Below are 22,615 nucleotides of genomic sequence, written 5' to 3' on the forward strand. Positions count from 1 at the left end.
CTCATGTCCATGCCACTGTCAAAGCAGCCCGCCAAGCGGATGGGCGGCATTTGTGTCCTGCTGTACTTGGTCGTCTACGGCGTCCTTGTCGGCATTGTTCGTCCGGGTCTGGCGGAGGCGGCGGCCGCGCTGCCCGCCGGAGATCCAGCGCGGGCGAGCGTCGAATTCGCAGCCTCGGCCCTGTGGTGGCTCTGGGTCCTCATCATGCCGGCTGCGGTCTACATCCACCTGGCATCCATGAAGTCGATCATGATGTCGCTGGGCAAGGCCAGCACCGCCATCATCACGGCCGAAAAGGGTGACCTGACCGCGCGGATCCACGTCCCGGGCAAGGACGAGATGGCCCAGATGGCAGCCGCATACAACGTCATGATGGAGCGGGTCGGCGAGACCGTACGCGGCATGCGCGAGACCGCCGAGGAGCTGAACCGTTCCGCTGCCGACCTCAACCAGGCGAGCGGCACCATGACATCGACGGTGGACGCCACGGCCGAGCAGCTGGACGCGGTCACCGGCTCGGTCGGGCGGGCCACCGAGGACATCTCCGGCATCGCCTCCAGCACCGGCCAGATGCGCGAGGCGATCAACGAGATCAGCGTCAACACCACAGCCGTCAGCCAGGCCGCGCACGGTGCCGTCGAGCGTGCGGGAATTGCGGTCGCCAACGTCGAGCGGCTGCGCGACTCCGGCCGGGAGATCGGCGTGGTCATCCGCTCGGTCCAGGCGATCGCGGCGCAGACCAACCTGCTCGCCCTCAACGCCACCATCGAAGCCGCCCGGGCCGGCGAGGCGGGCCGCGGCTTCGCCATCGTGGCCGGCGAGGTCAAGGACCTGGCCCAGGCCACCGCCCAGGCCACCGAGGAGATCACCCGCCGGATCGAGACGATCCAGGAGGAGACCGACGGCGCGGTCAGCGCGGTCGGCGAGATCACCGAGGTGATCCAGGCGATCGCCGACTACCAGAACACCATCGCCTCGGCAGTCGAGGAACAGACCGCAACCACGGCCACCATGGCCGCCAGCGCCGGAGTCGCGACCGAAAGCGCCGAGGTGATCGTCTCTGCACTGGACACGGTCCGCGGCGTGGCCGGCGAGGCCCGCGGTGCGTCGGCGGCAACCCGGCAGGCGGCCGAGGAACTGACCGCGATGTCCGCCCGGCTGACCAACCTGGTGGCCTCGTTCCGCTAGCGATTCCGCTCTACCAGCAGGACCTTTCGTACGGCAGGTCGGGCACGTACTGAGCCCACTCGTTCTCGGTCAGGCCGCCGGCAACCGTGCAGGCGCGCGCCACCACGTGGTCGCGGAGCGTCTGGAGCGGCGTCAGGTTCCACACGCTGGTGACGTTCGGCGCCCCGTATTCCTGCTCACCGCCGACAGTGACCAGGGTTTTCCCGTCGGCGCTGAACGTGACCGGGCCCCACTTGCGGACGACGGCGGCGAGGAGCGGCAGGCGCCGTGGGCTGGTGCGGTCGGTCAGGTCCCAGAGCTGGAGGCCCATGCCGGGACTGTCGGTGGCAAGGGTGCGTCCGTCCGGGCTGAGGGTGGCAAAGCCGTTCGCGACGTCGTCGCCGACGACCTGGGTGATCTGCCGAGGCTTGCGGGGGTCGGTCGTGTCCAGCAGCCGGACGACGCCGCCGTCGCCAGCAGCGGCGAGCATCCGTCCGTCGGCGCTGAACGACATGCGTCCCGAGCCGCTGAGTACCGCTCCCTGCTGGGGTGCGGTGGGGCTGGTCAGGTCCCACAATTCCGTCTGCCCGCCGGTGGTGGCGGCGAGCGTCTTGCCGTCGGCGCTGAGCGCCATTTCCCACAGCTCGTCGCCGACTGCAGCGAACCGGGACAGTGGGCGCGGTGCACGACGGTCGGTGACATCCCACAGCAGCACCGTCCCGTCGTCGATGGCGACGGCCAGCAGCCGTCCGTCGCTGCTGAGCGCCACTACGGGTGCCCGTGCCGGAGGTACGTCCGTGTGGACGACGGTGCCGCCTGCCGTGAGGTCGGCCGTGTCCCACAGCCGGACGGAATCGGTGCTGCTGGTAGCGACGGTGCGCCCGTCGGCGCTGACGGCGACGGATTGCACCAGGTCCTGATGCCCCTCCAGCTGCCACCGCTGGCGCGGAGCCGCGGGGTCGGACAGGTCCCACACGATCGCGGTCTGATCCCGGCTCCCGGTGACGAGAGTCTTTCCATCCGCACTGACGGCCGCTGAGGTCGTCTCCAAATTGTGGCCGATGACGTTGGCGCTGCGGGGAGCGGCGCTGCCGGATAGATCCCACAGGTGAGCCGTGTTGCCTCGGCCCCCCACGGCCAGCGTCTGTCCGTCGGCGCTGAGGCCGATTATCGCGCCGTCGACGCGGCGGGCTACATCAGGCTGCCGCAAGTCCCACACCAATGCGTATCCCTCGGCTTTGGTAGTCACCAGCGTGTGCCCATCGGCGCTGAGTGCGATCCTCACCCCGGTGCTCAGCCACGTTGTCGGGCTGGGGTTGGCGCGATCGCTCAGGTCCCAGATCGACACCAATTGACCGGCCTGAGCGGCGGCGAGCGTACGCCCGTCCGCGCTGAGCGCGAGACTTGCCGCCTTTCCTGCCAGCTCGGGCAGCGCTCCCATCCGTTGCGGTTTCGCACGGTCACCCAGGTCCCACACCACGGTGTCGGTACTGCTGCTCGTCACCAGCGTGCGTCCGTCGGCGCTGAGGACCAGAGCGGACACTCGGGCGTCGCTGTCGGCCACGCGGGCCAGCGGGCGCAGCTGCGCGAGATCGGTCAGGTCGTACACCACGGCACCGCCGTCGGTGCTGTCGGTGCTGACCAGGGTGCGTCCGTCAGCACTGAGTGCGATCACGTCCTGCTGACCAGGCTCGTTCGGGCTCTGCTCAGTGATCCGAGTCAGATAGCGTGGCTGCCGGCGATCGCTGAGGTCGTACACGAGGGTGCCGCCGCCGATGGTGTCGACAGCCAGCACCTTCGCGTCCTGGCTTAGCACCATGGATTCGACGATGTCGTGCTCGCCGGTGAGCCGGGTCAGGCTCACCGGCGCGTCGACGTCGTGCAGATCCCACAGCCGCAAAGTGCGATCCGAGCTCGCGCTGACCAGCAGTGTGCCGTCGGCGCTGAAGGTGGTCACCCGCACCCATTCGGTGTATCCGGCGAACAACGTGCCCGCGAAGCGGCCGGCGGTCAGCGCGTTCACCAGCCCGACTTCGGCCTGGACGCTCGGGTGGATCTGCGCGGCGGCGATGCCGAGCCGTACTGCTGTCCGCGGGTCGTTCTGCCGTAACGAATCGGCCTGGTTCACCAGGCGTCGCCCGATGGCGATCCGCGTCTGTTCGCGGGCCGCTTGCTGCTGCTCGTGGGCCGTTTTTTGGTACTCGCGAGCCGCTTGTTCCTGTTTGCTGGCTTCTTCGCCGGCTTCCTTGGCTTTGAGTTGCTCCTCTGCAGCAAGGTTTCGCTGGCGTTCTGCCTCGGCCGTTGCTGTGGTGGCAAGGGCCAGCTGTCGTTCGGCGAGGCCGCGTTGCCTGCGGGCTTCCTCGGCTGCCTTGTCCGCCTTGCGCTTCTCTTCGAGGGCCAAGTTGCGCTGGCGTTCGGCCGCGGTGGTGGCTGTGGTGGCCCGGGCCTGCTGCTTGTCGGCGACAGCGCGTTGTTGCCGGGCGTCCGAGGCGGCTCGAGCGGCGTTGCTCCGTTGCTGACGGGCGTCTGTGGCGGCCTGAGCGGCATTGCTTCGTTGCCGGCGGGCCTGCTCGGCGGCTTCAGCGGCGTTGCCTTTTTCCTGGCGCGCTTCTTCGGCGGCCTGTCGAGCGCGCTGCTGTTCGGCTCCGGCAATCTGCTGCTGTCGTTGTGCCTCGGCCGCGGAGGTTGCTGCGGAGCTTCGTTGTTGTTCGGCCACCCGCTGTTGCCGGGACGCCTCGGCGGCGGCGCTGGCTGCCTCTTGCGCATTCTGTTGGGCCAGTGCACCGGCGCTTCCGGCCAGCACGAGCAGCAGGCCGAAGACCGCAAGCACGCTACGGCGCAGCCGGATCGCCCGGCGATGCCGGGCGACGTCCTCACTGTCGAGGTCTTCTTTGCTCATCCCGTGCATGGTGGCGGCCAGCTCGGCGACAGAATCGCGGAATCGGCCGTGCCGCAGGTCAAGCTCGGCTTCGGTACGCGCCCAGCGCAGGTCCAGGTGTCGCGGCTCTTCGCGGAACACGCCACGCAGGGCGGGCGGCACAGCGGTCGACCGTTCCCAGTCGAAGTCGTTGCGGGCGGCGTCCCAGACCCACTCCCCGGACGTCACGACGGGCAGAATGCGATCCACCGGATGCTGCTTCAGCCAGTGTTCGATTTCCTGGTTGACCCATTTCGACTCCGCCGCCTCGGGGCAGGCTAGCAGGACGAAGTGCTGCGAGTCGGCGAGGGCGGTCCGGATGGACGTCCACAGCGCGGGGCTGACGCCGAGGCCGGTCTGATCGCGGAACACCTCCAGTGCCCGCCGCCGGTACCAGGGCCGGGCCAGGCGTTGCAGACCGCGCTGCAGCGCCGGTGCGAGCCGATCGTCTGCCGCATGGCTGTAGGAGATGAACGCGTCGTAACCCATCGACCAAGCCCCCCTTGCGCGACTGCGCGTCGATCTTGCCGGAGCACTATCGCGCATGTCGATGTGGATGAAGTCATAGGGGCCGGGCGGGGAGTCCGATATCCCATCCGGCGTCCCGGGGGCCGTACGTTTCTGCAGGTCAGAACGCCTGGTATGTCTCTTTGTCCCAGACGGTTGTCGCTCTGGCGTTCGCTGGACAGGCTCGCGGCTGTTCAGCCAACCCCTGTGGATCAGGAGCCCATCCATGCAGAAGAGTTCGATCGCCCGACGGGTCCTCGCCGCCGGTTCGCTGGTGGCCGGTGTTCTCGTCGCCGCCCAGCCCGCCGCTGCGGCTGAGGTTACGTACGGCTGCGAGTACCCCCGCGTCTGTTTCTACGGCAACAGCACCGACGCCAGTCACAAGCGCAACCCGACCGCGGGTTACAAGGACGCCGGGTACTGGCAGAATCTGGGTCCGAACAGCCGCGGTTCGTACGCCGTGTTCAACTCGCGCCGGGATGACACCGCCCTGCTCAAGTTTGATCTGGCCGGCGCGAGCTACACCATGTGTGTCCCGCCGCGGAAGTACTTCCACCTGAACCCCACCGAGTACCCCGGCCGGGTCATGAAGTTGATGATCTCGGACAACGAGAACTGCTAGTCCCGATCGGACGGCGAGCCCCGCGTAGCCCCTCGGCTGCGCGGGGCTTTTTCGTGGGCTCGGGTGCTGGCCGCTGTCCCGAGTGGCCTCCCATCTGTTCGCTTCCGTCGCAGGTCAGGGTCGCTGTCTCGTCCCAGCGTCCCAGGGCGAAACGGAGGCGTTGTGGCGCCCGGCCGTCGCTTGGCACGGTTTCGCCGCGGTCGATATGGGCGGCGTCGCGGACGCCCTGCGGATCGCTCGTGAACACCCCCGCGACGTGACGAGGAGGATCCCGTGACGGGACGAAAGATGGCGGCTGCGGCACTCGCGACGCTGGGACTTGGTGCGCTGGCCGTGGCTCTCGCGCCCGCCTCGCCGGCGGCTGCGGCCACCAGTTGCTACGGCGGTCAGAAGACCGTGACTTACACGGCCGGTACGGCGCGGCAGGAGTTCGGTCCGTACACCGCGAGTTCCCGGTGCAATGACGTCAACGTGCGGCTGCTGCAGAGCGGCCAGATCATGGCGTGCGTCGTGTTCATCGATCACACGACCAAGTGCAACCGCAACGACACGGTGCAGTTCGTCGGCGAGGGCTGGAAGGCCGTGGCGACGGATGTCCGCGACGGCACCCGCTTCAAGGTGCGGCTGTTCGACCCGTCTGAGTCGCCGATCAAGGTTGGCATCGCTTTCTAGGCTTTATGTCCACTTTAGACATTGAATAGAGGTTTCATGCTGTCCCGCCACCTCTTCCGTGGTCGCGGTCCGGTCCGGCTGGCGCTGGCGCTAGGGGTCGCCCTCGCCACGCTGCTGGGCGCCGGAACTGCCGCGCACGCTGCGCCGGACGCGTACTTCCACCCCCAGAGCGTCGGTAACCGTGGTACCGACGTCATCGCACTGCAGTATCTGCTCGTGGCGCACGGAGCCACTGTGGACACCGATGGTGTCTTCGGCCCGGGTACGCAGAACGCCGTCAAGGCCTTCCAGCGTTCCGCCGGCCTCGGTGACGACGGCATTGTCGGCAACGACACCTGGTCGAAGCTGGTCAAGACCGTCCGGTCGGGCGACAAGGGTCCGGCGGTGAAGGCGGTTCAGACGCTGTTGAACGCCAAGCGTGCCGCCGGCCTCGGCGTCGACGGTGACTTCGGCGGTGGCACCGACCGTGCCGTCAAGGCTTTCCAGACGCACGCCGGGATCGGTGCTGACGGCATCGTCGGTCCGAACACGTGGAAGCAGTTGGTCTGGCACTACGAGAAGGTCAACTTCGCCGGGACGATGTGCGACCAGAACCCCGACGGCAACGCCTCCGCCAATTGGGGCACCGCCGCGGCGGTCGCCCAACTCGAGGCCGCTGCCCGCAACTTCGGCACCGGCAACGGCAAGCTCCCGGTCGGCGACGCCAGCTTCGAGCACGGTGGCGACATCGACGGGCACGCCAGTCACGAGCGGGGCATGGACATCGACATCTGGCCCATCCGTACGGACAACGCGCAGTGCACCGGCGGCCGGATCACCTGGCGTTCGTCCACATACGACCGTGCGGCCACGCGGAAGCTCGTCAACGAAATCCGTGCCGCCGCGCCGGGCCACATCAAGTTCATCTACTTCAACGATCCCGAGCTGATCAGCGCCGGGCTCACCTCGAAGTACGACAACCACGACAACCACCTGCACATCAGGTTCTGCGAACGGGCCCACCCGAACGCCATGTACAAGTGCTGACCCCTCAATCAGGAGTAACGATGCGACGCACCATCCTCGCCGCGGCCACCCTGGTCGCGCTCACCCCGGGCCTGCTCGGTGCCGTTCCGGCTCAGGCCGGCACCCCCGCCCTCCACCTCGCGGCAGTGCAGGCCGCCGCCTCGGACGGCTGGCCGACGGTCAACCAGGGCGACAAGGGCGCCGACGTGACGGCGATCCAGTACCTGCTGAACCACTACGGGTACGCGACCGACACCGACGGCATCTTCGGCCCGAACACCGACACCAACGTGAAGAAGTTCCAGAGCGCCAAGGGCCTCACCGCCGATGGTGACGTCGGTCCGCTGACCTGGGCGAAGCTGGTCGTCCAGGTCAAGGAAGGCGGCTCGGGCAACGCGGTGAAGGCCGCGCAGACCCAGCTGAAGGCGAACGGTTACAGCGTCGACGTGGACGGCAAGTTCGGCCCGGACACGGCGAAGGAGACCAAGGCGTTCCAGAAGAAGGCCGGTCTCGACCAGGACGGCATCATCGGCCCGAACACCTGGCGCGCCCTGGTCAACAACGCCGGCGATGGCAACAACGATGGCGGTGGTGGCGGCGGTACGCGCGCCGACCTGGCCAAGCACCTGCGTGACGACCCGGACTCGGTCCTGCTGACCACGCACGTCAGCGGCAACAACCACTCGGCGTCGACGGCGCGGTCCAACATCGTCGACACGGCTGCCGGCCGGGCCGCGAAGACCAGCCCGTGGAGCGACGTCGGCGTGCAGAGCGTGACGCTGAACATCAACATGCTGCGCGGCATGGTCAAGCTCGACACCGAGCGGGGCTACAGCTACCGGGTCACCGCGATCGCGGGCGGCGACCACAGCAGCAACTCGCGGCACTACCGCGGCCGGGCCTTCGACGTCGACACGATCAACGGCCGGCGCGTGGGTAGCGGCGCTGACCACTCCGGCTTCATGGCGGCGTGCCGCGCGTACGGCGCCACCGAGGTGCTCGGCCCCGGCAGCGCCGGCCACAGCACCCACGTCCACTGCGCCTGGTAATTCGCCAGACGCAAATCCGTCCGGCGGCCGCAGTCATGCCCCCGTCTGCGGCCGCCGGATCCCTCAGCTCAGACCTCAGCTCAGACCCGAAGGACCGATGTGCACCTCTCCACCACTTTTCGCCGCTGGGGCGGTGCGGCCTTGCTGGTGACCGCCGCCCTGCTCAGCACCGCCGGTTCCGCGCACGCGGCAGCGCCGGCCACCCCGGTCTTCCCGGCCGCGATCGACGCGTACGCGACCGAGGATCCGCAGAACACCTGCGACACGAGCGTCAAGCCGGGCGTCGCCGGCTTCCGTGAGCTGGTCCTGCGGCAGTACCCGATGACCGGCGACTCTGGCATCGTCCGCGAGTGTTCGGCCGAGGGCGGCAGCGAGCACAAGGAAGGCCGCGCCTGGGACTGGCGGGTCAACGCGAACAACAGTGCGGACCGCGCCCGGGTCGACGAGTTCCTGAACTGGCTGCTCGCCACGGACAGCAACGGCAACAAGCACGCCATGGCCCGGCGTACCGGGATCATGTACATCATCTGGAACAAGCGGATCTGGGGCTCGTACAAGGCGGCGGAAGGGTGGCGGCCGTACAGCGGGGAGAGCGCCCACACCGACCATGTGCACTTCAGCTTCAGCCGGGCCGGCGCCGCCAAGCAGACCACGTGGTGGACGAAGGCGACCCAGCCCGCCAGCTGGCCGAAGACCGAGCGTGGCGCAAGCGGCGTGGACGTGCAAAGCCTCCAGCATCTGCTCACCGCCGCCGGCCACCCGGTCGACACGGACGGCAAGTTCGGCCCCGGCACCGAGGCGGCGGTGAAGGCGTTCCAGGCCGCGAATTCCGCGACCGCGGACGGCATCGTCGGCATGATGTCCTGGTCGAAGCTGATCCGCACGGTCCGCCCGGGAGACCGCGGCGACGCCGTCAAGGCGGTGCAAGTCCAACTCAACGCGCTCGGGTACGGCCTGGAGGTCGACGGTGCGTTCGGCGATCGGACCGCAGCGGCGGTTCGCGCCATCCAGAAGGAAAGTCAGCTACCTACCGACGGCATCGTGTCGCCGACTCTGTGGCAGCTGTTGGTAGGGCGGACCGCCTAGGTCCGCGGACGGGGGTGGCCGGTCGCCGTGGGAGGCAGGACTTCCACGGCGACCGGTCGAACCCGTACGGAAGAAACTCAGGCGGGTTGCGCGGCCTTGAGACATGCCGGCCAGTGCCGGAAGTCTTTGTTCTCCGCCCACAGCTTGCGGGCGATCTGGATGTTCCACTCGGGGTCGAATGCCTTGAGGGGCGTGCCCTGGTAGCGGTCGAGCGCGACGTCAGCGAGCTGGAAGACGCCCCAGTTGCGCGTCCCGTTGGTGTTCGGCGTGACCCAGTGCGGATCCAGGTACGACTGGCAGCGGGCGATCCGCACGGCCAGGTTCTGGTTTTCCTTCTCTTTGAAGACCTGGCGGACCCGCTTCTCCACCTGTTCAGGGGTCCAGGTCTTCATGGAGGTCCGTCCGGCGTAGAGGGCCTCCTTAGTCGGGTTGTCGACCACTCCCTTGGTGGGCAGCCCGGCGAGCACCTGGAAGGCGGTGACCTTGCGCAGTGTCTGCGGGCCGAACGACGCGTCGACGCCGATGGTGGTGCCGGCCTTCAGGAGCAGGTTCTGCACCTCCCGGACGCATTCGTCCTGCTGCCCCATGCTGACCGGATCGGCGCAAGCCGGCGTGAAGAGCAGCCGACTGTCCGTGGGGGCGGTGGCGCCCACGGTGCGAGTGCCGCCCTCGCCGGTCCAGTGCTTGGCGGCGACGGCGGCCGTCGACGCGGTGCCGACGATGGCGAGCGCCAGCGTCGCCACCAGGTATTTGCGCGGTAGCCGGCGTCGAGGAGGCGTCGCTGCCTCGCTGTCGACAACGGCTTCGGGCTCGGCCTGGGCAGGCGCTTCCATTTCGACGACCAAGGTGCTCACCCCGGCGCCCGGCTCTTTGTCCGGCAGGGTCACGGTGATGACCGGCATCCCACCGGGCGGTGTGTCGCGCGGCATTGCGCTCGCCAACGCCCAGCGGCGGTGCAGCTCCAGCAGCTCGTCACGGGTCGCCCCGCAGGCCCGGCCCAGCCGGCTCAAACTCTCGAAGTCGGTTGGCACGGCGGCGCCGGAGCAGTACCGGTGCACACTGGATCGGCTCAGGTTCGCCCGGCGGGCCAGCGCCTCGTAACTCCGCCCGGTCCGCCCCTTCAGCCGCTGCAGCAGTTCGGCCAATTCCTGAACGGGATCAACTGACACTACGGTTCCCCCACGTCAAGCAGCGTTGGGCTACGAAGGCGGCAGGGGCGACGGTGCCCCCACGCGTCGTCATCCCGGCGGTTGCTCCGCAACCCGGCGAAACCGCCGACGGCGGTACGCCGCGGGCGACTGTAACGGAACAACCTGAATCTCGCGCTACCCGGTCCGCACTCATCACCGTGGATCGCTGGTGCAGTTCATTGCGGACGGACGCGAGCCCGGCGATTGTCCGAGTTGCATAGTGGACAGAAGTGAAATTTCACCGGCGTCGAAGGACGAATTGATGGCAAAGGTCGGATGTCGGATCCTGCCGTTTCTGCGGGGAGCTGGCGAGAGTGTGAAGTACGCGATTGTGAACACTTCTCGCGTGGCGTGGACCGGCCTCGAGCGGCCGGCGGTGGCGGCTAGTGGGTGCGTGGGTGACGTCCGCGTGGACAGTTCGCAGGTCAGGGGCCGTCCGTCGAGAGAGCTTCCGCGCTATCTGCCATATAGCAACTTGAGCTATGGCGGTCGGCCTGGTGGCTGTGGTTGACTGCTCGCAGGCAGTCAGGGGGAGGTTCGGAACCAGGCGCGACAGGTGGCGGCAACCGGCTGTCGCGTCGTCCGAATCTCCGGCGTGCGATGCAGGGCGGGAATTCTCTCCGGTCGCGGTTCGCGGCCCGTTTCCTTCCCCTGCCGACAGTGCGGAAGGAGTTCGGCCGGATGCGCACCTACTATCGTGGCCCAGACGCGGTTGTGACCGAAAAGTATTTCGTTTGGCGAGCCGTTTCCGACAAAGTTTTCGTCATAGCGGAATTGCGCGACATCGAGTTGGTGCGCGGTCGGCCCGGAAGCTCGGGTCCGGTCGAGGCGCTGGTGGCGATGGCCGCTGTCGTCACTCTTACGGGCGCCGGTTGGACCCTCGGGGGAGTGGTTGTTGCCTTGCTCGCGGGCTCTTTGGCGAGTGTCCTTGCTGGATCCGTGGCGGCAACCCGCCGCCGAGGGACTCGCTTGTGGTATCTCCAGGCGCACCTGCGCGGCGAGCGAGTGACCATCTACTCAGCGGCGGATGCTCGGGTGTTCAACCAGGTCGCTCGGGCTCTGCGCCGAGCGGTGGAGGATTCGCGACACCCTCGTGACCTGCGCGGCTTGGTAGTGGCTTGAATGCCGCCGGTTGACTCCCGGTGATTTATCTCAGTTCAATGAATCTTGCCCGCCCGATCGCACTATCTGATAAGACCATGGTTAGGCTGACGCGCAACCTCGCTGACTGCCTGCTGGCAGTCAGCGAGGTTGCATGTTGCCTGCTGGACATCTTTCGACTCCGACGGTGAAGGACTCATGGCTGAGGTTGTCTCGCCTACCGTCGCACGCAGACGCGTGCGGTTGGCGCTGCGCGAGGCGCGGGAGCACGCCGGTCTGACCCAGCAGCAGGTGGCCGACGAGATGGAGTGGTCGCTCAGCAAGGTCATCCGGATCGAGAACGGTGACGTGACGATCGCCCCCAACGACCTGCGGCCGCTGCTCAACTACCTGTCGGTGAAGGACAAGGCGGTGATCGCCGCGTTGCTGGTCGACGCGCGGATCGCCCGGACCCGACAACGGCAGGCGTGGCATCAGAAACCCCAGTTTCGGGACGTGTTGAGCGACGCCCACCGGAAATTGATCGAGTACGAGGCCGAGGCCACCGCGATCCGGTATTTCTCGATCTACTTCATTCCCGGTCCGTTGCAAATCCCGGCGTACGCGAAAGCGCTGATGCAGTTGTACGTCGGCGAGATGCCCGAGCAGCGGATCGAAGCCGTGCTGGAGGCGCGTAAGCGCCGTGGGGAAGCATTACTTTCCCGGGTCGGATCCGTTGAACTGTTCGTGCTGCTGGACGAGTCGGTGTTGATGCGCCCGCTTGGTGGGGCCGCCGTCTTCACGGAGCAACTCCGAGAATTGCAGCGGCTGGCGACCGAGGGCGCGATCAAGCTTCGCATGGTGCCGTTTACGCTGGATGCGCCGGTCACCAATAACGCGTCATTCGATCTTCTGTCCCTTGATGTCGACGACGAGGGAATGCTGCTGTATCACGAGAACGGCCTCTCCGACGAGGTGATCGAGGCCAAGGCCACCACCATGCGGCATCGCATCCGCTACGACCGGGTGTGGCAGGAAGCTCTTGATGAAGCAGACACGATCGACTTCATCCGGAAGAGAACAGACTCGGAAGCGGCCGCCACAGTCCGCCAACGGGAACCCCGATAACTATGAGCCCGCGTGCTCATAGTGGATCACGTGGGCAGGTTGCAGTGTGAGAGGCGAACGATGAACGGCGTGCCCGCATGGCGCAAGAGCAGCAAGTGCGCGAACAGCACTTGCGTGGAAGTGGCCCGAGTCGAGGATGGTTATCTCATTCGCGATTCGAAGCAGCCTGATCTCCCCGCTCTCTCGTTCTCGGCGATCCAGTGGCAAGATTTCCGTGCGGGCATGCTGGCAGGTGAATTCGATCGCTGAGCCGGTCGGCCTCGGCGCGGAAGACGTGTCAAAGTAGCTGCAGGTCGGACAAATCCACCGCCCATATCGTTCAATTAACCGCGATTCGTCATAGTCATCGTGGTTCACTCATTTTTGCCTGCTGCCTTCCCACCCGGGATTCGCCTACCGTGGATTTCGCGGAACCGACCCGGAGGAGCAAGCATGAGTGACCGAACGGAGCAGACGGTTGTCTGGCGGCGCGCCAGCAGATGTGGAACCACCAGCTGCGTCGAGGTTGCCAAGATCGGACACGATTTCGCTGTTCGTGACTCCAAGAATCCCCAGCAGCAGCACCTTCGTTTCCCTGCGGAGGAATGGTCTGCGTTCGCCGCCGCGGTCAAGCGGGGCGAGTTCGATCGCTAGGCGGCCACCGGCGATCTCGTGAAGGTTGCCTGATCAAGGGGTAATAGCGGCATACTTTTCCTGTGGGGGACTCTGTGCCGCCTCGAGATCTGTACCGCGGCGAGGTCAGCGCACCGGACGAGCCGGTGACGCTCACCGGTCGTGCGCGCTATTACGTGCTGCATGAGGCTGCCGAGGTGCTGCTCGACGAGCTGACCGACCAGTACGTCGTGGACCGGCGGGAAACGAAAGAACCCGCCGGTCCGCTGCCCGGCGCCGAACACGTGCGGACGGTCCGGCTCATTCCGCGACATCCCGCGGCGGGTCCGCTGGCCGTGGCCTTTACCGATTTCCCGGGGATCGTGCTGCGGCTCGGTCGGTGGTTCGTCGAAGCCATGCCGGCCGGCGAGGACGGCGAAGAAGACCCGGAGCGGCTCATCGCCGGCCTTCGGGCCAGGGTGGACGCCCATGTCGAAGGTGGACTGTGGGAACGCATGCGCCGCGGCCTGGGGTCGTCCTGGTGTGAAACCCGGCTGATCGGCCGCGACCTGCGGACCAGCCGCCAGGAGCCCGTCGACAGCCGGGAAGCCCGGGCAGCCCGGCGGGAGGGTTTCGCCGCGGCGGTGCGGTGGGCGCCCTGGACCCGGCGTGCGCCGGAGGGGCGCAACCGAACCTGAGCTGGGTGAACCGCGGATCAGCTGGATAGGCTTCCGCCGTGGTAGCACAGTGGGATGTGGCCGTGGTCGGTGCGGGACCCGGTGGCCTGGCGGCTGCCCATGCGGCGGCATTGGCCGGGGCGCGCACGATCGTGCTGGAACGCGCCGAACATCCGCGCTACAAAACCTGCGGCGGCGGCCTGATCGGCACCTCATTGTCCTGGGCGGCTGCCCGGCTGGACGTCCCGTCCCGCGACACGGTCAGCGCGATCACCTTCACCGATCGGGGCCGCCGGTCGTTCACCCGCCGGGCCACGGATCGCCCGCTGCTGACGATGGTACGGCGGGACGACTTCGATCTCGCCTGGGCCGGGGCCGCCCGTACGGCAGGTGCCGAGGTGCGACAGAACGCGCAAGTCCGGTCGGTGGATCAAGACGCCGATGCGGCCCGGGTGACGCTCGCCGACGGAGAAGTGCTCTCCGCCCGTACGGTGATCGGCGCTGACGGCTCGGCCGGTATTACCTCGCGGTATGTCGGTGTCACTTTTGCGCAGCAGGATCTTGGCCTGGAGCTGGAGTTGGCGGCGACGCCGGGGGACCGCGCTTCCTACCGAGGCCGGGTGTTGCTCGACTGGGGCTATATCCCCGGGTCGTATGGCTGGGTCTTCCCTAAAGATGACCAGCTCACGGTGGGTGTCATCATGGCGAAGGGGCAGGGAGCCGAGACCAAGCGATATCTGGCGGAGTTCGTTCGCGGGCTGGGTCTGAGCGAGCGAACGGTGCTGCGCGACTCCGGCCACCTGACCCGGTGCCGGGACGCCGCCGCGCCACTGCGCCGGGGCCGAGTGATCGTGGTGGGGGACGCGGCCGGACTGCTGGAGCCGTGGACCAGGGAGGGGATCAGCTTCGCGCTGCGCTCGGGCACCTGGGCGGGTGACGTGGCGGCGCGCACCCGGACTCCCGCTGACCTTGGCGAATATGAACGGCTGGTGGAGCGGCACTTGGCGCCGGAGATGGCTGCCGGGCGCCGGTTCCTGCGACTCTTCACCAAGCATCCGCGGTTGATGCACGCGGCGATGGCTACCCCGCCGGGCTGGCGCGCCTTCCAGGCTTCCTGCCGGGGCGAGCTGTCGATGGCCGACGTGTTGCGGCGCGCTCCGGTCCGGGCGGCGGTCGGCCTGTTGAGTTGAGGACGCGCGACCTCGCTGCCGAGGTCGCGCGCACCCATTCACTATTGAGTCAACAGATCACTCGAAGGCGAACTGTCCCTCGTTGACTCCGCGTACGAACGCCGTCCACTCTTCCGCCGTAAACGTCAGCGGGGCGATGGCCGGGCTCTTGGAGTCGCGGATCAGGTAGTTGTCTTCGACCCGTGCGACCTCGACGCAAGTAGCGTTACTGCAGTAGGTGCTTTTGCGCCACTGGGGCACCGCGATGGTATTCAAATGTCGCTCCGATTCTTCATCCGCGTCAGTTCCGTCTGCGTGACACATGGTGATCGTGTCGCCGACTCCCGCCGAGCCCGTCCGTATGCGGACGCGACGGGATGGTGGTGAGGAACGCGAAGCCGATCGTGTCGGCTTCCTCAACCGTTGTTCCCGAGCTCGCTGGGTCGGGCAGGGCGCGCATGCCGGTTCGGCGGTTAGCCCGTCAGCGAAGACAAAGTGGTGCCGGCCATCGGCGACCTGACGCAGGGCGAGGTCGCACGGTACGAGGTGGCACAGTGCGTGTGCGTCGCGCGGCACCGGACGCACCGTGGTGCGTACGACGGGTGGCGAGACGACCTCAGCCATGGGTCCTTCGACGTCGAAGTGGAAGCGGTGGCGAAACTAACCTGCTACCTCGCTGGTTGCCACTAGGCAGCTAGCGAGGTCGCTGCTCACTCTGCCACTGCCTAAGCAAAACGAGCAAGGTGGGCTGCAAGTTTCATCGAAAAGAGGGTTGTCACGGGGAGGGGTACCACCCGGGTGAATTCAGGCGGCGGCGAAGTCGTCCCAGGACGATGGCGGCCGGACGTCTTCGATGGCTCGCCGCAGCGCCCGGCTGACCTGGTTGAACACCCGTGCATCCCGGGATGCGTAGAGCTCGACCGACTGGCCGTGATAGATCGCGTGCAGCATCCACGTCCGTGGGCGACTGCGGCGCAGCAGGGCTGCGGTAGCGAGTCCGAAGCCGGACAGGCCGAGGAATCCGACCGCGTACAGGGGCGACAATTTCCCCAGCGGAATGGCCGCCACCAGCATGACCGCCATCGCGGCGAGGGCGGCGACGGCCGGGGTTCCCGGGTCCTCGACGCTGGTGATACAGACGTCGCGGAGGTCGCGGATCAGAAATGCCCGGGTCGTCGTGGGCGTACGGTGGACGAAGTGTTCGCTGGTGACCATCGCGTCCGGGCCACGGTAGTAGAGGCGCATGACGAACTCCCCCTCCCGACTCCTTGCGAGGAGGAGGGAAGGCGAGCCACCATTGGCGCAGAGAGAATTCCCCGCCTCGCTCGTATGTCACCGAGCTGAATCCGTGCGTCGCGAAGTGGAATGGCGTCAACGGCACCCGGTTGCCGCCGGGTGCCGTTGCTTGTTTGCCATCGGCTTCGCTGTGTTGCCTTCCTCAGTACAGCACGCCACCCGGCTGTTCGCCACACTTCAAGTTGCCATATCGCAGATTGCCTGCCGGCTGAGTCGTGCCTGGCGGGCGTGCGTAAGGAGGGTGACCTGCGCGAACAGAATCCTCCAGCACGGGACACCCGAGGCAAAAATTTCCTGCGTCGGCCCGCAGTAGCCGGAGAAAATGCGCCGAAGCACCCACCCGTTCTGTCCGCCTCCGGGGCGATCGCTGCCCGAGAATGGAGTGCGGTTTCGTCACCAGCCGGGCCGGGTAGGGCCGGTGAGGTTGGACGACACCAGCAATCTGAAGGAGGGTCAGTGCCACCCCATCAGAGCCGACTCAGAATCGCCGGCCAGGCGGTCCAACCCGTCCTCGTCATGTTCCCGCTGGGCCTCTTCGCCATGGCAGTCCTCTTTGACCTCGCCGATCTGCTCGGCGGCCCCGCCATCCTCGGTTCGCTGGCCTACTGGAATGTCGTCGCCGGTCTCATCGGCGGCATCCTCGCTGCCCTCGCGGGAGCGATCGACCTGATGCTCGTGCCACACGGCACCCCCGCCAAGCGCATCGGCGTTCTGCACGGTCTCGCCAACATGGGAGTGCTGCTCCTGTTCGCCGTGGTCCTGATGGTGCGGATGCGCAGCCCTGAACGAGTCGCCAGCGGCGGCCTGCTCGCCATCGAATTCCTCGCCCTGGGCGGTGCCGTCTTCAGCGCCTGGTACGGCGGTGAGCTCGTGAATCGCCGCCCCGCCGCGTTTGCCCGCCCCCAGGCCGGGAACCGGAGCTACTGACACTTCGCACCGAGCAGGAGGACCGACATGGCAACCTCGATCAAGGGAAAGCGCGTGGCGTTCCTCGCGACCGACGGCGTGGAAGAGATCGAATACACGCAACCCCGCAAGGCCGTCGAAGCGGCCGGCGGGCTGGCCGAACTGGTGTCCATCAAGGACGGCGAGATTCAGGCCGTCAACCACCTCGACAAGGCCGGCACCTACTCGGTGGACAAGCAGGTCAAGAACGTAGCCGCGGACCAGTACGACGCCTTGGTGCTGCCGGGCGGGGTCGCTAACCCCGACTTCCTGCGTACGGACCCGGACGCGGTCCAGTTCGTCCGTAGCTTCTTCGCAGCCGGCAAGCCGGTGGCCGCCATCTGCCACGGGCCGTGGACGCTGGTGGAAGCCGGTGTCGTCGACGGCCGCACCCTCACGAGTTGGCCGAGCCTGCGCACCGACCTAGCCAATGCCGGCGCGACCTGGGTCGACGAGCAGGTGCACGTCGACCAGGGACTCATCACCAGCCGCAAGCCCGACGATCTGCCCGCCTTCTGCGACAAGATGATCGAAGCAATCGCCGGCTGACGAATCGCAGGCCGGTGGCCGCGGCTCACGAGGGCGGAGGGCTCAGCGGCCGCGGCTATGAGGTCGGCAGAGTCGGTGGGCCGCGGTTCTACGGGGTTTGCGGCAGCGCCGGTGGCTGTGGTGGCTCCTCGGTGGGCGGCTGCAGCGGATCGAGCCGATCAGTTGGCTGGGCGCGTTCGGCAGTTTCGGCCTGACCGGCGCGTTCGGCATCGGCGCGTTCGGCATCGGCGCGTTCGGCGGGTGGTTCCGGTTCGGCCGGAAAGATCGTGGCGATGGGCTGAGCCGGCTGTTCCACGATGGGGCCGGCGTCGGATTCGGCGCTGCGCAGCATGAGCGCCCCACCCAGGCAACCCAGGATCACGATCACCGCGAGCACAGCAGCCCCGCCGAGGACCACCCGCATCCACGTGGTGGAGTCGGTGCTCCTCGGCGGAGGCGGTGGGAAGGGCGGCCCACCCACAAACGGGGGAACGGAATCGAGTCGCGGACCCGCATGCGACCACCCGAAACCCGTCGCCGCATCAACGCCGGGCTGCCCCGGGCCGAAGCCGGGATCGTGCGGGCGCGAGCTGGGCGTTCCCGAGCTGGCGCCCGCGACGTGCTGACGCGATCCAGCCGGCGTTCCCACCGCGAACGGACCTTGCGGCGGGAACGGGCCAGGGCGGCCTTTCGGCTGCACATCGGGCGGTGGGAGCACCGACGCGGACACCGGGGGGACAGGCGCGGACACCGGGGGGATAGGCGCGGACACCGGGGGCACATGAGCCGCCAGGAAGTCCGCGTTGCCAATCGCCGCTGTCCGCTCCGCTCGCCCAGCGAACCGCGCGGATGCCGCAACCGTCACCGTCCCCACCGCTGCGGATCCGACGCCAGTTGCAACGGGCACGGTGGAAGACCTCGTCGCGACGGGTGTGCTTGTCAGACCGGTCGCGCTGGACGTGCTGGGGATAGCGACTGCGGCGGACGGACCGGGGACGGCGGCCGCGCCCGGCTCGGGCGCCGGCGGTATCGGCAGGCCGGCCTCCTCGTAGGCCGCAGCTGCCACCACCTCGGGGGCACCGAGTCGCTCCAGGACTTGAAGTAATGCGGCCTCGGTCGTAACGCCACGGTCCGAGCATTCGGTCTCGATGTGCGCGGCGAGGTCGCCGAGCAGTTCGCGGCGTTGCAGGACGGGCAGGCCGTGCAGGCGCTGCTCGAGTTCGCGCAGATACTCGGCGACGACGATGTCGTGGCTGCTCATTGGTCACCGGTCCCTACGAGACGGTCGACGGTCTGCCGGAAGGACACCCATTCCGTGCGGAAGTGCTCGAGCGCCGAGCGGCCGCTGTCGGTGAGGGCGTAGTAGCGCCGGGGCGGACCTGCCGGCGATTCGCTCCACTTGCTGTCGAGCCAGCCGACGCGGCGCAGCCGGGACAGCAGCGGATAGATCGTGCCCTCGGAGGCGGCGAGGTTGATCTCGTCGCCGAAGCGCCGGACGATCTCGGTGCCGTAGCGGTCTTCGTGCTCGACCATGGCGAGGACGCAGAACTCGAGGGTGCCGCGGCGCAGGCCGGTCGACAGCTTCGCGACTTCTGCCATGCGGCACACGGTACCTTGCGTCGCAAGGTACCTCAAGGCACTGGCGGACCCGGCTCCAACAGATCTTCGAGGAGGTCGCCTTGTGCCTCGACCCGCGTCAATACCTCTGCGGCGCCGAACTGCCGCGCGGGCTCGTCACCCAGCGCCATCGCGGCCACCTCCGCCCAGCTCAACGGCGTAGAGGCAGTCGGCGATTCGAGCGCTCGCAGCGAGTACGGCGCGACCGTCGTCTTGGCGGCCGCGTTCTGACTCCAGTCGATGAACACCTTGCCGGGTCGCAGTGCGCGGGCCATCTTCGCCGTGATCGAACCTGGCACCTGCGCCGACAGCTCTTCCGCTACGCGCTTCGCGTACCCGGAGACGGTCTCGGAATCCTGGGTGCCGGAAATGGGCACGCATAGCTGCATGCCTTTCTTGCCGGAAGTCTTCGGGTACGCGCTCAGCCCGTCCTCGCCCAGCCGGTCCCGCATCAGCATCGCCACCGCACAGCACTCCCGCAGTCCCGCGGGCGCGCCGGGGTCCAGGTCCACCACCAGCAGGTCGGGATCCTCGCCGACTCGCCACTGTGGCGTGTGCAGCTCCAACGACGCGAGGTTGGCTACCCACACGAGCGTGGCGAGGTCGTCCACCACCACGAAGTCGATGGTCTCGCGGGACTTGGTCGAGCCGGGCACGGGCAGTGTCTCCAGGCGTACCCAGGACGGGGTGCCGCCCGGCGCGTTCTTCTCGAAGAAGTGCGCGCCCTCGACGCCGTTGGGATAGCGGATCCGGGTCAGCGCCCGCCCGCGCAGATGCGGCAGCAGCACCGGCGCGAGCCGCGTGTAGTAGTCGATGACCTCGCCCTTGGTGAACCCCGCCGCCGGATACATCAGCTTGTCGAAGTTCGACAGCTCCAGGTCCCGGCCCTCGATCTGCACGGCGAACCGCTCGGCGGGTTTAGCCATCGTCATCCTCCTCCGCGCATTCCGCAGGCGTCTTGTCCAGCCGCAGCCGCAGGAAGCGCGGGAACCGCAACCGCTTGTCCGGCGTGCGGTTGCCGTAGCGCACCTCGACCACCAGTTCCGGGTGTACCCAATGGGCGCCGCGAGCATCCTCCCGCGGCACGGCCCCGGCGGCGAACGGCGACTCCGGACGGGCGATCGGCGCCAGTGCGGCCAGCAGGTCGCGTTCCGCTGCGGCGCCGATGCCGCCGCCGACCCGCCCCCGGAACTGCAGGCCGTCCGGGCCGGGGACGCCGACCAGCAGCCCGCCGAGTCGGCGCGCGCCCGGCCGCCATCCGCCGATGACGTAGTCACCGGTCCGGTCGAATTTGACCTTCACCCAGTCCGGCGAGCGGGCGCCCGGCACGTAGGGCGTGTCCAACCGCTTCGCCATGACGCCTTCCAGCTGGTTCTCCCGCGCGGCGGCCGCGGTCGCGGCGCCGTCGGTGAAGGCCGGCGGCACCATCCACGGTCCGCTGCCCAGGTCCAGCTCTTCGAGACGCGAGCGCCTTTGCGCGTACGGGAGGTCGAGCAGCGACTCGCCGCCGTACCGGAGCAGGTCGAAGATCATGTACGTGACCGGCAGCGCGGCAGCCAGCCGGACGGCCTTGCTGGTGTCCCGGACATGCATGCGTTCGGCCAACGCGGTGAAGGACGGCCGGCCAGCCGCATCGAGCACGACCATCTCCCCGTCGAGCAGCGAATCCGGCGGCAACGACAGCGCGGCGATCTCCGGATAGGCGGGGGTCACCGAGGTTCCCGTACGAGCCCACAGTCGGGGCGGCCCACCCTGGAACGAGGAGAGCACGCGGACGCCGTCCCACTTGAATTCGTAGCTCCACCCGGCGCCGACCGGGAGCGGTCCCGCCGTGGCGAGCATAGGGGACAACGGCGCACCCGGCACTCGATCACCTTAGGCAGAGTCGAACTCCTTACGCAGGCGTCTCAGTAATGCAATCCTTGATCGAGCGACAGCGCACGGGGTTGGAGGCGACAATGCGGGCGATCTGGAAAGGCGCGGTCTCGTTCGGTCTGGTATCGATCGCAGTCAAACTGTTTTCGGCCACCGAAGAGAAGGACATTCGCTTCCATCAGGTGCATCGCACCGACGGCGGCCGGATCAAGTACCAGCGCACCTGCTCGGTCGACGGCCAGGTGGTCAGCTATGACGACATTGCCAAGGGTTACGACATCGGCGGCGGCGAGATGGTGATCCTCACCGACGAGGATTTCGCCGAGCTGCCGCTCACCACGTCCCGGGCGATCGACGTGCTGCAATTCGTGCCCGCCGATCAGATCGACCCGCTGCTCTTCGCGAAGGCTTATTACCTGGAACCGGAAGGCCAAGCCGCGAAGCCATACGTGCTGCTGCGCGACGCCCTGACCGAGGCAGACCGGGTCGCCATCGTGAAGATTGCCCTGCGTCAACGCGAACAACTGGCAACCCTGCGCGTGCACGACAACGTGCTGGTGCTCAACACGATGCTCTGGCCGGACGAGGTCCGTACCCCTGACTTCGGTTTTCTGGACGACGACATCGAGACGCGCCCGGCGGAGCTGGCGATGGCCTCGTCGCTGATCGACTCGATGGCCGGCAGCTTCAAGCCGGAGGAGTTCACGGACAACTACCGGGCGGCGCTGCAAGAAGTCATCGACGCCAAGGTGGAGGGCCGGGAGGTCGTCGCCCCCGAAGAGGCCGAGGAAGTCCCGGCGGCCGCCGTCGACCTGATGGCAGCGCTGAAGGCCTCGGTTGAACGCGCGAAGCAGGCCCGCGGCGAGAAGGCTGCGGAAGCGCCCGCCCCCGCCAAGAAGTCGGCGAGCAAGGCCGCTGCCAAGAAAGCCGCACCCGCCAAGAAGGCGGCCCCGGCGAAGAAGACGACCCCCGCCAAGAAATCCGCCTGACTATCGTGGGCCCGTGGGATTGACGTGGGCTGAGTCTTATCTGGGCAAAGTGCGGGGCACCGTCGGCGACGCGGACACGCTGTTGTTCGTCGGCGCGCGCGGCGTGATCATCGACGACGAGGGGCGGCTGCTGCTGATCCAGCGCTCCGACAATCGCCGCTGGGCAATTCCGGCGGGGGCGATGGAGCTCGGCGAAAGCATGGAGGAATGCGCGATTCGCGAGGTCTGGGAGGAGACCGGACTGCGGGCGACCTCCCTGACCCCGTTCGCGTTCTACAGCGCGTACACCTTCACGAACGGCTGGGGGCACACCTACCAGCAGATCCTCATGTCCTTCCGGATCCACACCTGGGAGGGCGAACTGCAGAAGGTGACCGACGAGTCGGTGGACGCCGGCTTCTTCGCGCTCGACGCGCTGCCCGGCCCGCACTCCCGGATCATCGACGAGACCCTCGCCGACCTGGTCACCTTCGAGAGCACGGGCCGCATGGTCCTGAAATAACCG

At 67.7% G+C, this 22,615-nt stretch carries 24 protein-coding genes; 16 read left to right on the plus strand and 8 right to left on the minus strand.

Annotation, left to right across the window (positions count from 1 at the left end):
- Window positions 1–3 precede the first annotated feature (3 nt).
- A complete protein-coding gene (locus tag ACIA1L_RS17805) occupies window positions 4–1,188 on the plus strand; it encodes a methyl-accepting chemotaxis protein (protein WP_396073806.1) in 1,185 nt (394 codons plus the stop codon).
- 10 nt (window positions 1,189–1,198) lie between these two features.
- Here the strand turns inward: ACIA1L_RS17805 and ACIA1L_RS17810 are convergent, their stop codons facing one another.
- Entirely contained in the window at window positions 1,199–4,573 is a 3,375-nt protein-coding gene (locus ACIA1L_RS17810) for a TIR domain-containing protein (protein ID WP_396073807.1), read from the minus strand.
- 244 nt (window positions 4,574–4,817) lie between these two features.
- On the opposite strand from ACIA1L_RS17810, the gene ACIA1L_RS17815 reads away from it, so the two are divergent.
- The 5 genes from ACIA1L_RS17815 to ACIA1L_RS17835 all read left to right on the plus strand — a co-directional run bounded on the left by ACIA1L_RS17815 (window position 4,818) and on the right by ACIA1L_RS17835 (window position 9,025).
- Window positions 4,818–5,213, plus strand: coding sequence for a hypothetical protein (locus ACIA1L_RS17815; protein WP_396073808.1), 396 nt, complete (start codon window positions 4,818–4,820; stop codon window positions 5,211–5,213).
- A 273-nt stretch (window positions 5,214–5,486) separates the two neighbouring features.
- Window positions 5,487–5,885 carry a hypothetical protein gene (locus ACIA1L_RS17820; RefSeq protein WP_396073810.1) on the plus strand — a complete coding sequence of 133 codons (399 nt, stop codon included), beginning with the start codon at window positions 5,487–5,489 and terminating at the stop codon, window positions 5,883–5,885.
- 36 nt (window positions 5,886–5,921) lie between these two features.
- Window positions 5,922–6,911: a penicillin-insensitive murein endopeptidase gene (locus tag ACIA1L_RS17825; RefSeq protein WP_396073811.1), complete on the plus strand. Its 990-nt coding sequence runs from the start codon at window positions 5,922–5,924 to the stop codon at window positions 6,909–6,911.
- 20 nt (window positions 6,912–6,931) lie between these two features.
- Window positions 6,932–7,939 (plus strand): peptidoglycan-binding protein, encoded by a 1,008-nt coding sequence (locus ACIA1L_RS17830; protein ID WP_396073812.1) that lies wholly within the window; start codon window positions 6,932–6,934, stop codon window positions 7,937–7,939.
- Between the two features lie 99 nt (window positions 7,940–8,038).
- Window positions 8,039–9,025, plus strand: coding sequence for a peptidoglycan-binding protein (locus ACIA1L_RS17835; RefSeq protein WP_396073813.1), 987 nt, complete (start codon window positions 8,039–8,041; stop codon window positions 9,023–9,025).
- 77 nt (window positions 9,026–9,102) lie between these two features.
- Here the strand turns inward: ACIA1L_RS17835 and ACIA1L_RS17840 are convergent, their stop codons facing one another.
- The gene (locus tag ACIA1L_RS17840; protein ID WP_396073814.1) at window positions 9,103–10,194 is read right to left on the minus strand and encodes a helix-turn-helix domain-containing protein; all 1,092 of its coding nucleotides are present in this window, start codon (window positions 10,192–10,194) and stop codon (window positions 9,103–9,105) included.
- A 702-nt stretch (window positions 10,195–10,896) separates the two neighbouring features.
- Here ACIA1L_RS17840 and ACIA1L_RS17845 point away from each other — a divergent pair.
- The 6 genes from ACIA1L_RS17845 to ACIA1L_RS17870 all read left to right on the plus strand — a co-directional run bounded on the left by ACIA1L_RS17845 (window position 10,897) and on the right by ACIA1L_RS17870 (window position 14,881).
- Window positions 10,897–11,337 (plus strand): DUF6232 family protein, encoded by a 441-nt coding sequence (locus ACIA1L_RS17845; RefSeq protein WP_396073815.1) that lies wholly within the window; start codon window positions 10,897–10,899, stop codon window positions 11,335–11,337.
- A 216-nt stretch (window positions 11,338–11,553) separates the two neighbouring features.
- A complete protein-coding gene (locus ACIA1L_RS17850) occupies window positions 11,554–12,423 on the plus strand; it encodes a helix-turn-helix domain-containing protein (protein ID WP_396073816.1) in 870 nt (289 codons plus the stop codon).
- A gap of 30 nt (window positions 12,424–12,453) precedes the next feature.
- On the plus strand, window positions 12,454–12,672 hold the full coding sequence (locus ACIA1L_RS17855; protein ID WP_396073817.1) for a DUF397 domain-containing protein: 219 nt from the start codon (window positions 12,454–12,456) through the stop codon (window positions 12,670–12,672).
- A 183-nt stretch (window positions 12,673–12,855) separates the two neighbouring features.
- Window positions 12,856–13,056: a DUF397 domain-containing protein gene (locus ACIA1L_RS17860; protein WP_396073818.1), complete on the plus strand. Its 201-nt coding sequence runs from the start codon at window positions 12,856–12,858 to the stop codon at window positions 13,054–13,056.
- 62 nt (window positions 13,057–13,118) lie between these two features.
- Window positions 13,119–13,712: a DUF6226 family protein gene (locus ACIA1L_RS17865; protein WP_396073819.1), complete on the plus strand. Its 594-nt coding sequence runs from the start codon at window positions 13,119–13,121 to the stop codon at window positions 13,710–13,712.
- Window positions 13,713–13,750: 38 nt separating this feature from the next.
- Window positions 13,751–14,881, plus strand: coding sequence for a geranylgeranyl reductase family protein (locus tag ACIA1L_RS17870; RefSeq protein ID WP_396073820.1), 1,131 nt, complete (start codon window positions 13,751–13,753; stop codon window positions 14,879–14,881).
- A gap of 57 nt (window positions 14,882–14,938) precedes the next feature.
- Here the strand turns inward: ACIA1L_RS17870 and ACIA1L_RS17875 are convergent, their stop codons facing one another.
- Window positions 14,939–15,136 carry a DUF397 domain-containing protein gene (locus tag ACIA1L_RS17875; RefSeq protein WP_396073821.1) on the minus strand — a complete coding sequence of 66 codons (198 nt, stop codon included), beginning with the start codon at window positions 15,134–15,136 and terminating at the stop codon, window positions 14,939–14,941.
- A 528-nt stretch (window positions 15,137–15,664) separates the two neighbouring features.
- Window positions 15,665–16,105 carry a DUF6232 family protein gene (locus ACIA1L_RS17880; protein WP_396073822.1) on the minus strand — a complete coding sequence of 147 codons (441 nt, stop codon included), beginning with the start codon at window positions 16,103–16,105 and terminating at the stop codon, window positions 15,665–15,667.
- 507 nt (window positions 16,106–16,612) lie between these two features.
- Here ACIA1L_RS17880 and ACIA1L_RS17885 point away from each other — a divergent pair.
- On the plus strand, window positions 16,613–17,083 hold the full coding sequence (locus tag ACIA1L_RS17885) for a DUF2231 domain-containing protein (RefSeq protein WP_396073823.1): 471 nt from the start codon (window positions 16,613–16,615) through the stop codon (window positions 17,081–17,083).
- 27 nt (window positions 17,084–17,110) lie between these two features.
- Window positions 17,111–17,650 carry a type 1 glutamine amidotransferase domain-containing protein gene (locus tag ACIA1L_RS17890; protein WP_396073824.1) on the plus strand — a complete coding sequence of 180 codons (540 nt, stop codon included), beginning with the start codon at window positions 17,111–17,113 and terminating at the stop codon, window positions 17,648–17,650.
- A gap of 88 nt (window positions 17,651–17,738) precedes the next feature.
- Here the strand turns inward: ACIA1L_RS17890 and ACIA1L_RS17895 are convergent, their stop codons facing one another.
- From ACIA1L_RS17895 to ligD (ACIA1L_RS17910), 4 genes are read right to left on the minus strand one after another with little or no spacing between them, the layout of a single operon-like run.
- The gene (locus tag ACIA1L_RS17895; RefSeq protein ID WP_396073825.1) at window positions 17,739–18,890 is read right to left on the minus strand and encodes an HAAS signaling domain-containing protein; all 1,152 of its coding nucleotides are present in this window, start codon (window positions 18,888–18,890) and stop codon (window positions 17,739–17,741) included.
- On the minus strand, window positions 18,887–19,228 hold the full coding sequence (locus tag ACIA1L_RS17900) for a PadR family transcriptional regulator (protein WP_396073826.1): 342 nt from the start codon (window positions 19,226–19,228) through the stop codon (window positions 18,887–18,889). The genes ACIA1L_RS17895 and ACIA1L_RS17900 overlap by 4 nt, the downstream gene beginning before the upstream one ends.
- Window positions 19,229–19,260: 32 nt before the next feature.
- Window positions 19,261–20,172 (minus strand): non-homologous end-joining DNA ligase, encoded by a 912-nt coding sequence (gene ligD, locus ACIA1L_RS17905; RefSeq protein ID WP_396073827.1) that lies wholly within the window; start codon window positions 20,170–20,172, stop codon window positions 19,261–19,263.
- Window positions 20,165–21,112, minus strand: a complete 948-nt coding sequence (ligD, locus tag ACIA1L_RS17910; protein ID WP_396073828.1) for a non-homologous end-joining DNA ligase — start codon at window positions 21,110–21,112, stop codon at window positions 20,165–20,167. The genes ligD (ACIA1L_RS17905) and ligD (ACIA1L_RS17910) overlap by 8 nt, the downstream gene beginning before the upstream one ends.
- A gap of 92 nt (window positions 21,113–21,204) precedes the next feature.
- Here ligD (ACIA1L_RS17910) and ACIA1L_RS17915 point away from each other — a divergent pair, with 92 nt between their 5' ends.
- On the plus strand, window positions 21,205–22,110 hold the full coding sequence (locus tag ACIA1L_RS17915) for a Ku protein (RefSeq protein ID WP_396073829.1): 906 nt from the start codon (window positions 21,205–21,207) through the stop codon (window positions 22,108–22,110).
- A 13-nt stretch (window positions 22,111–22,123) separates the two neighbouring features.
- Window positions 22,124–22,612 (plus strand): NUDIX domain-containing protein, encoded by a 489-nt coding sequence (locus ACIA1L_RS17920; protein ID WP_396073830.1) that lies wholly within the window; start codon window positions 22,124–22,126, stop codon window positions 22,610–22,612.
- Window positions 22,613–22,615: the final 3 nt, after the last annotated feature.

Source organism: Actinoplanes sp. NPDC051859 (assembly GCF_044452725.1).
GTDB lineage: Bacteria > Actinomycetota > Actinomycetes > Mycobacteriales > Micromonosporaceae > Actinoplanes.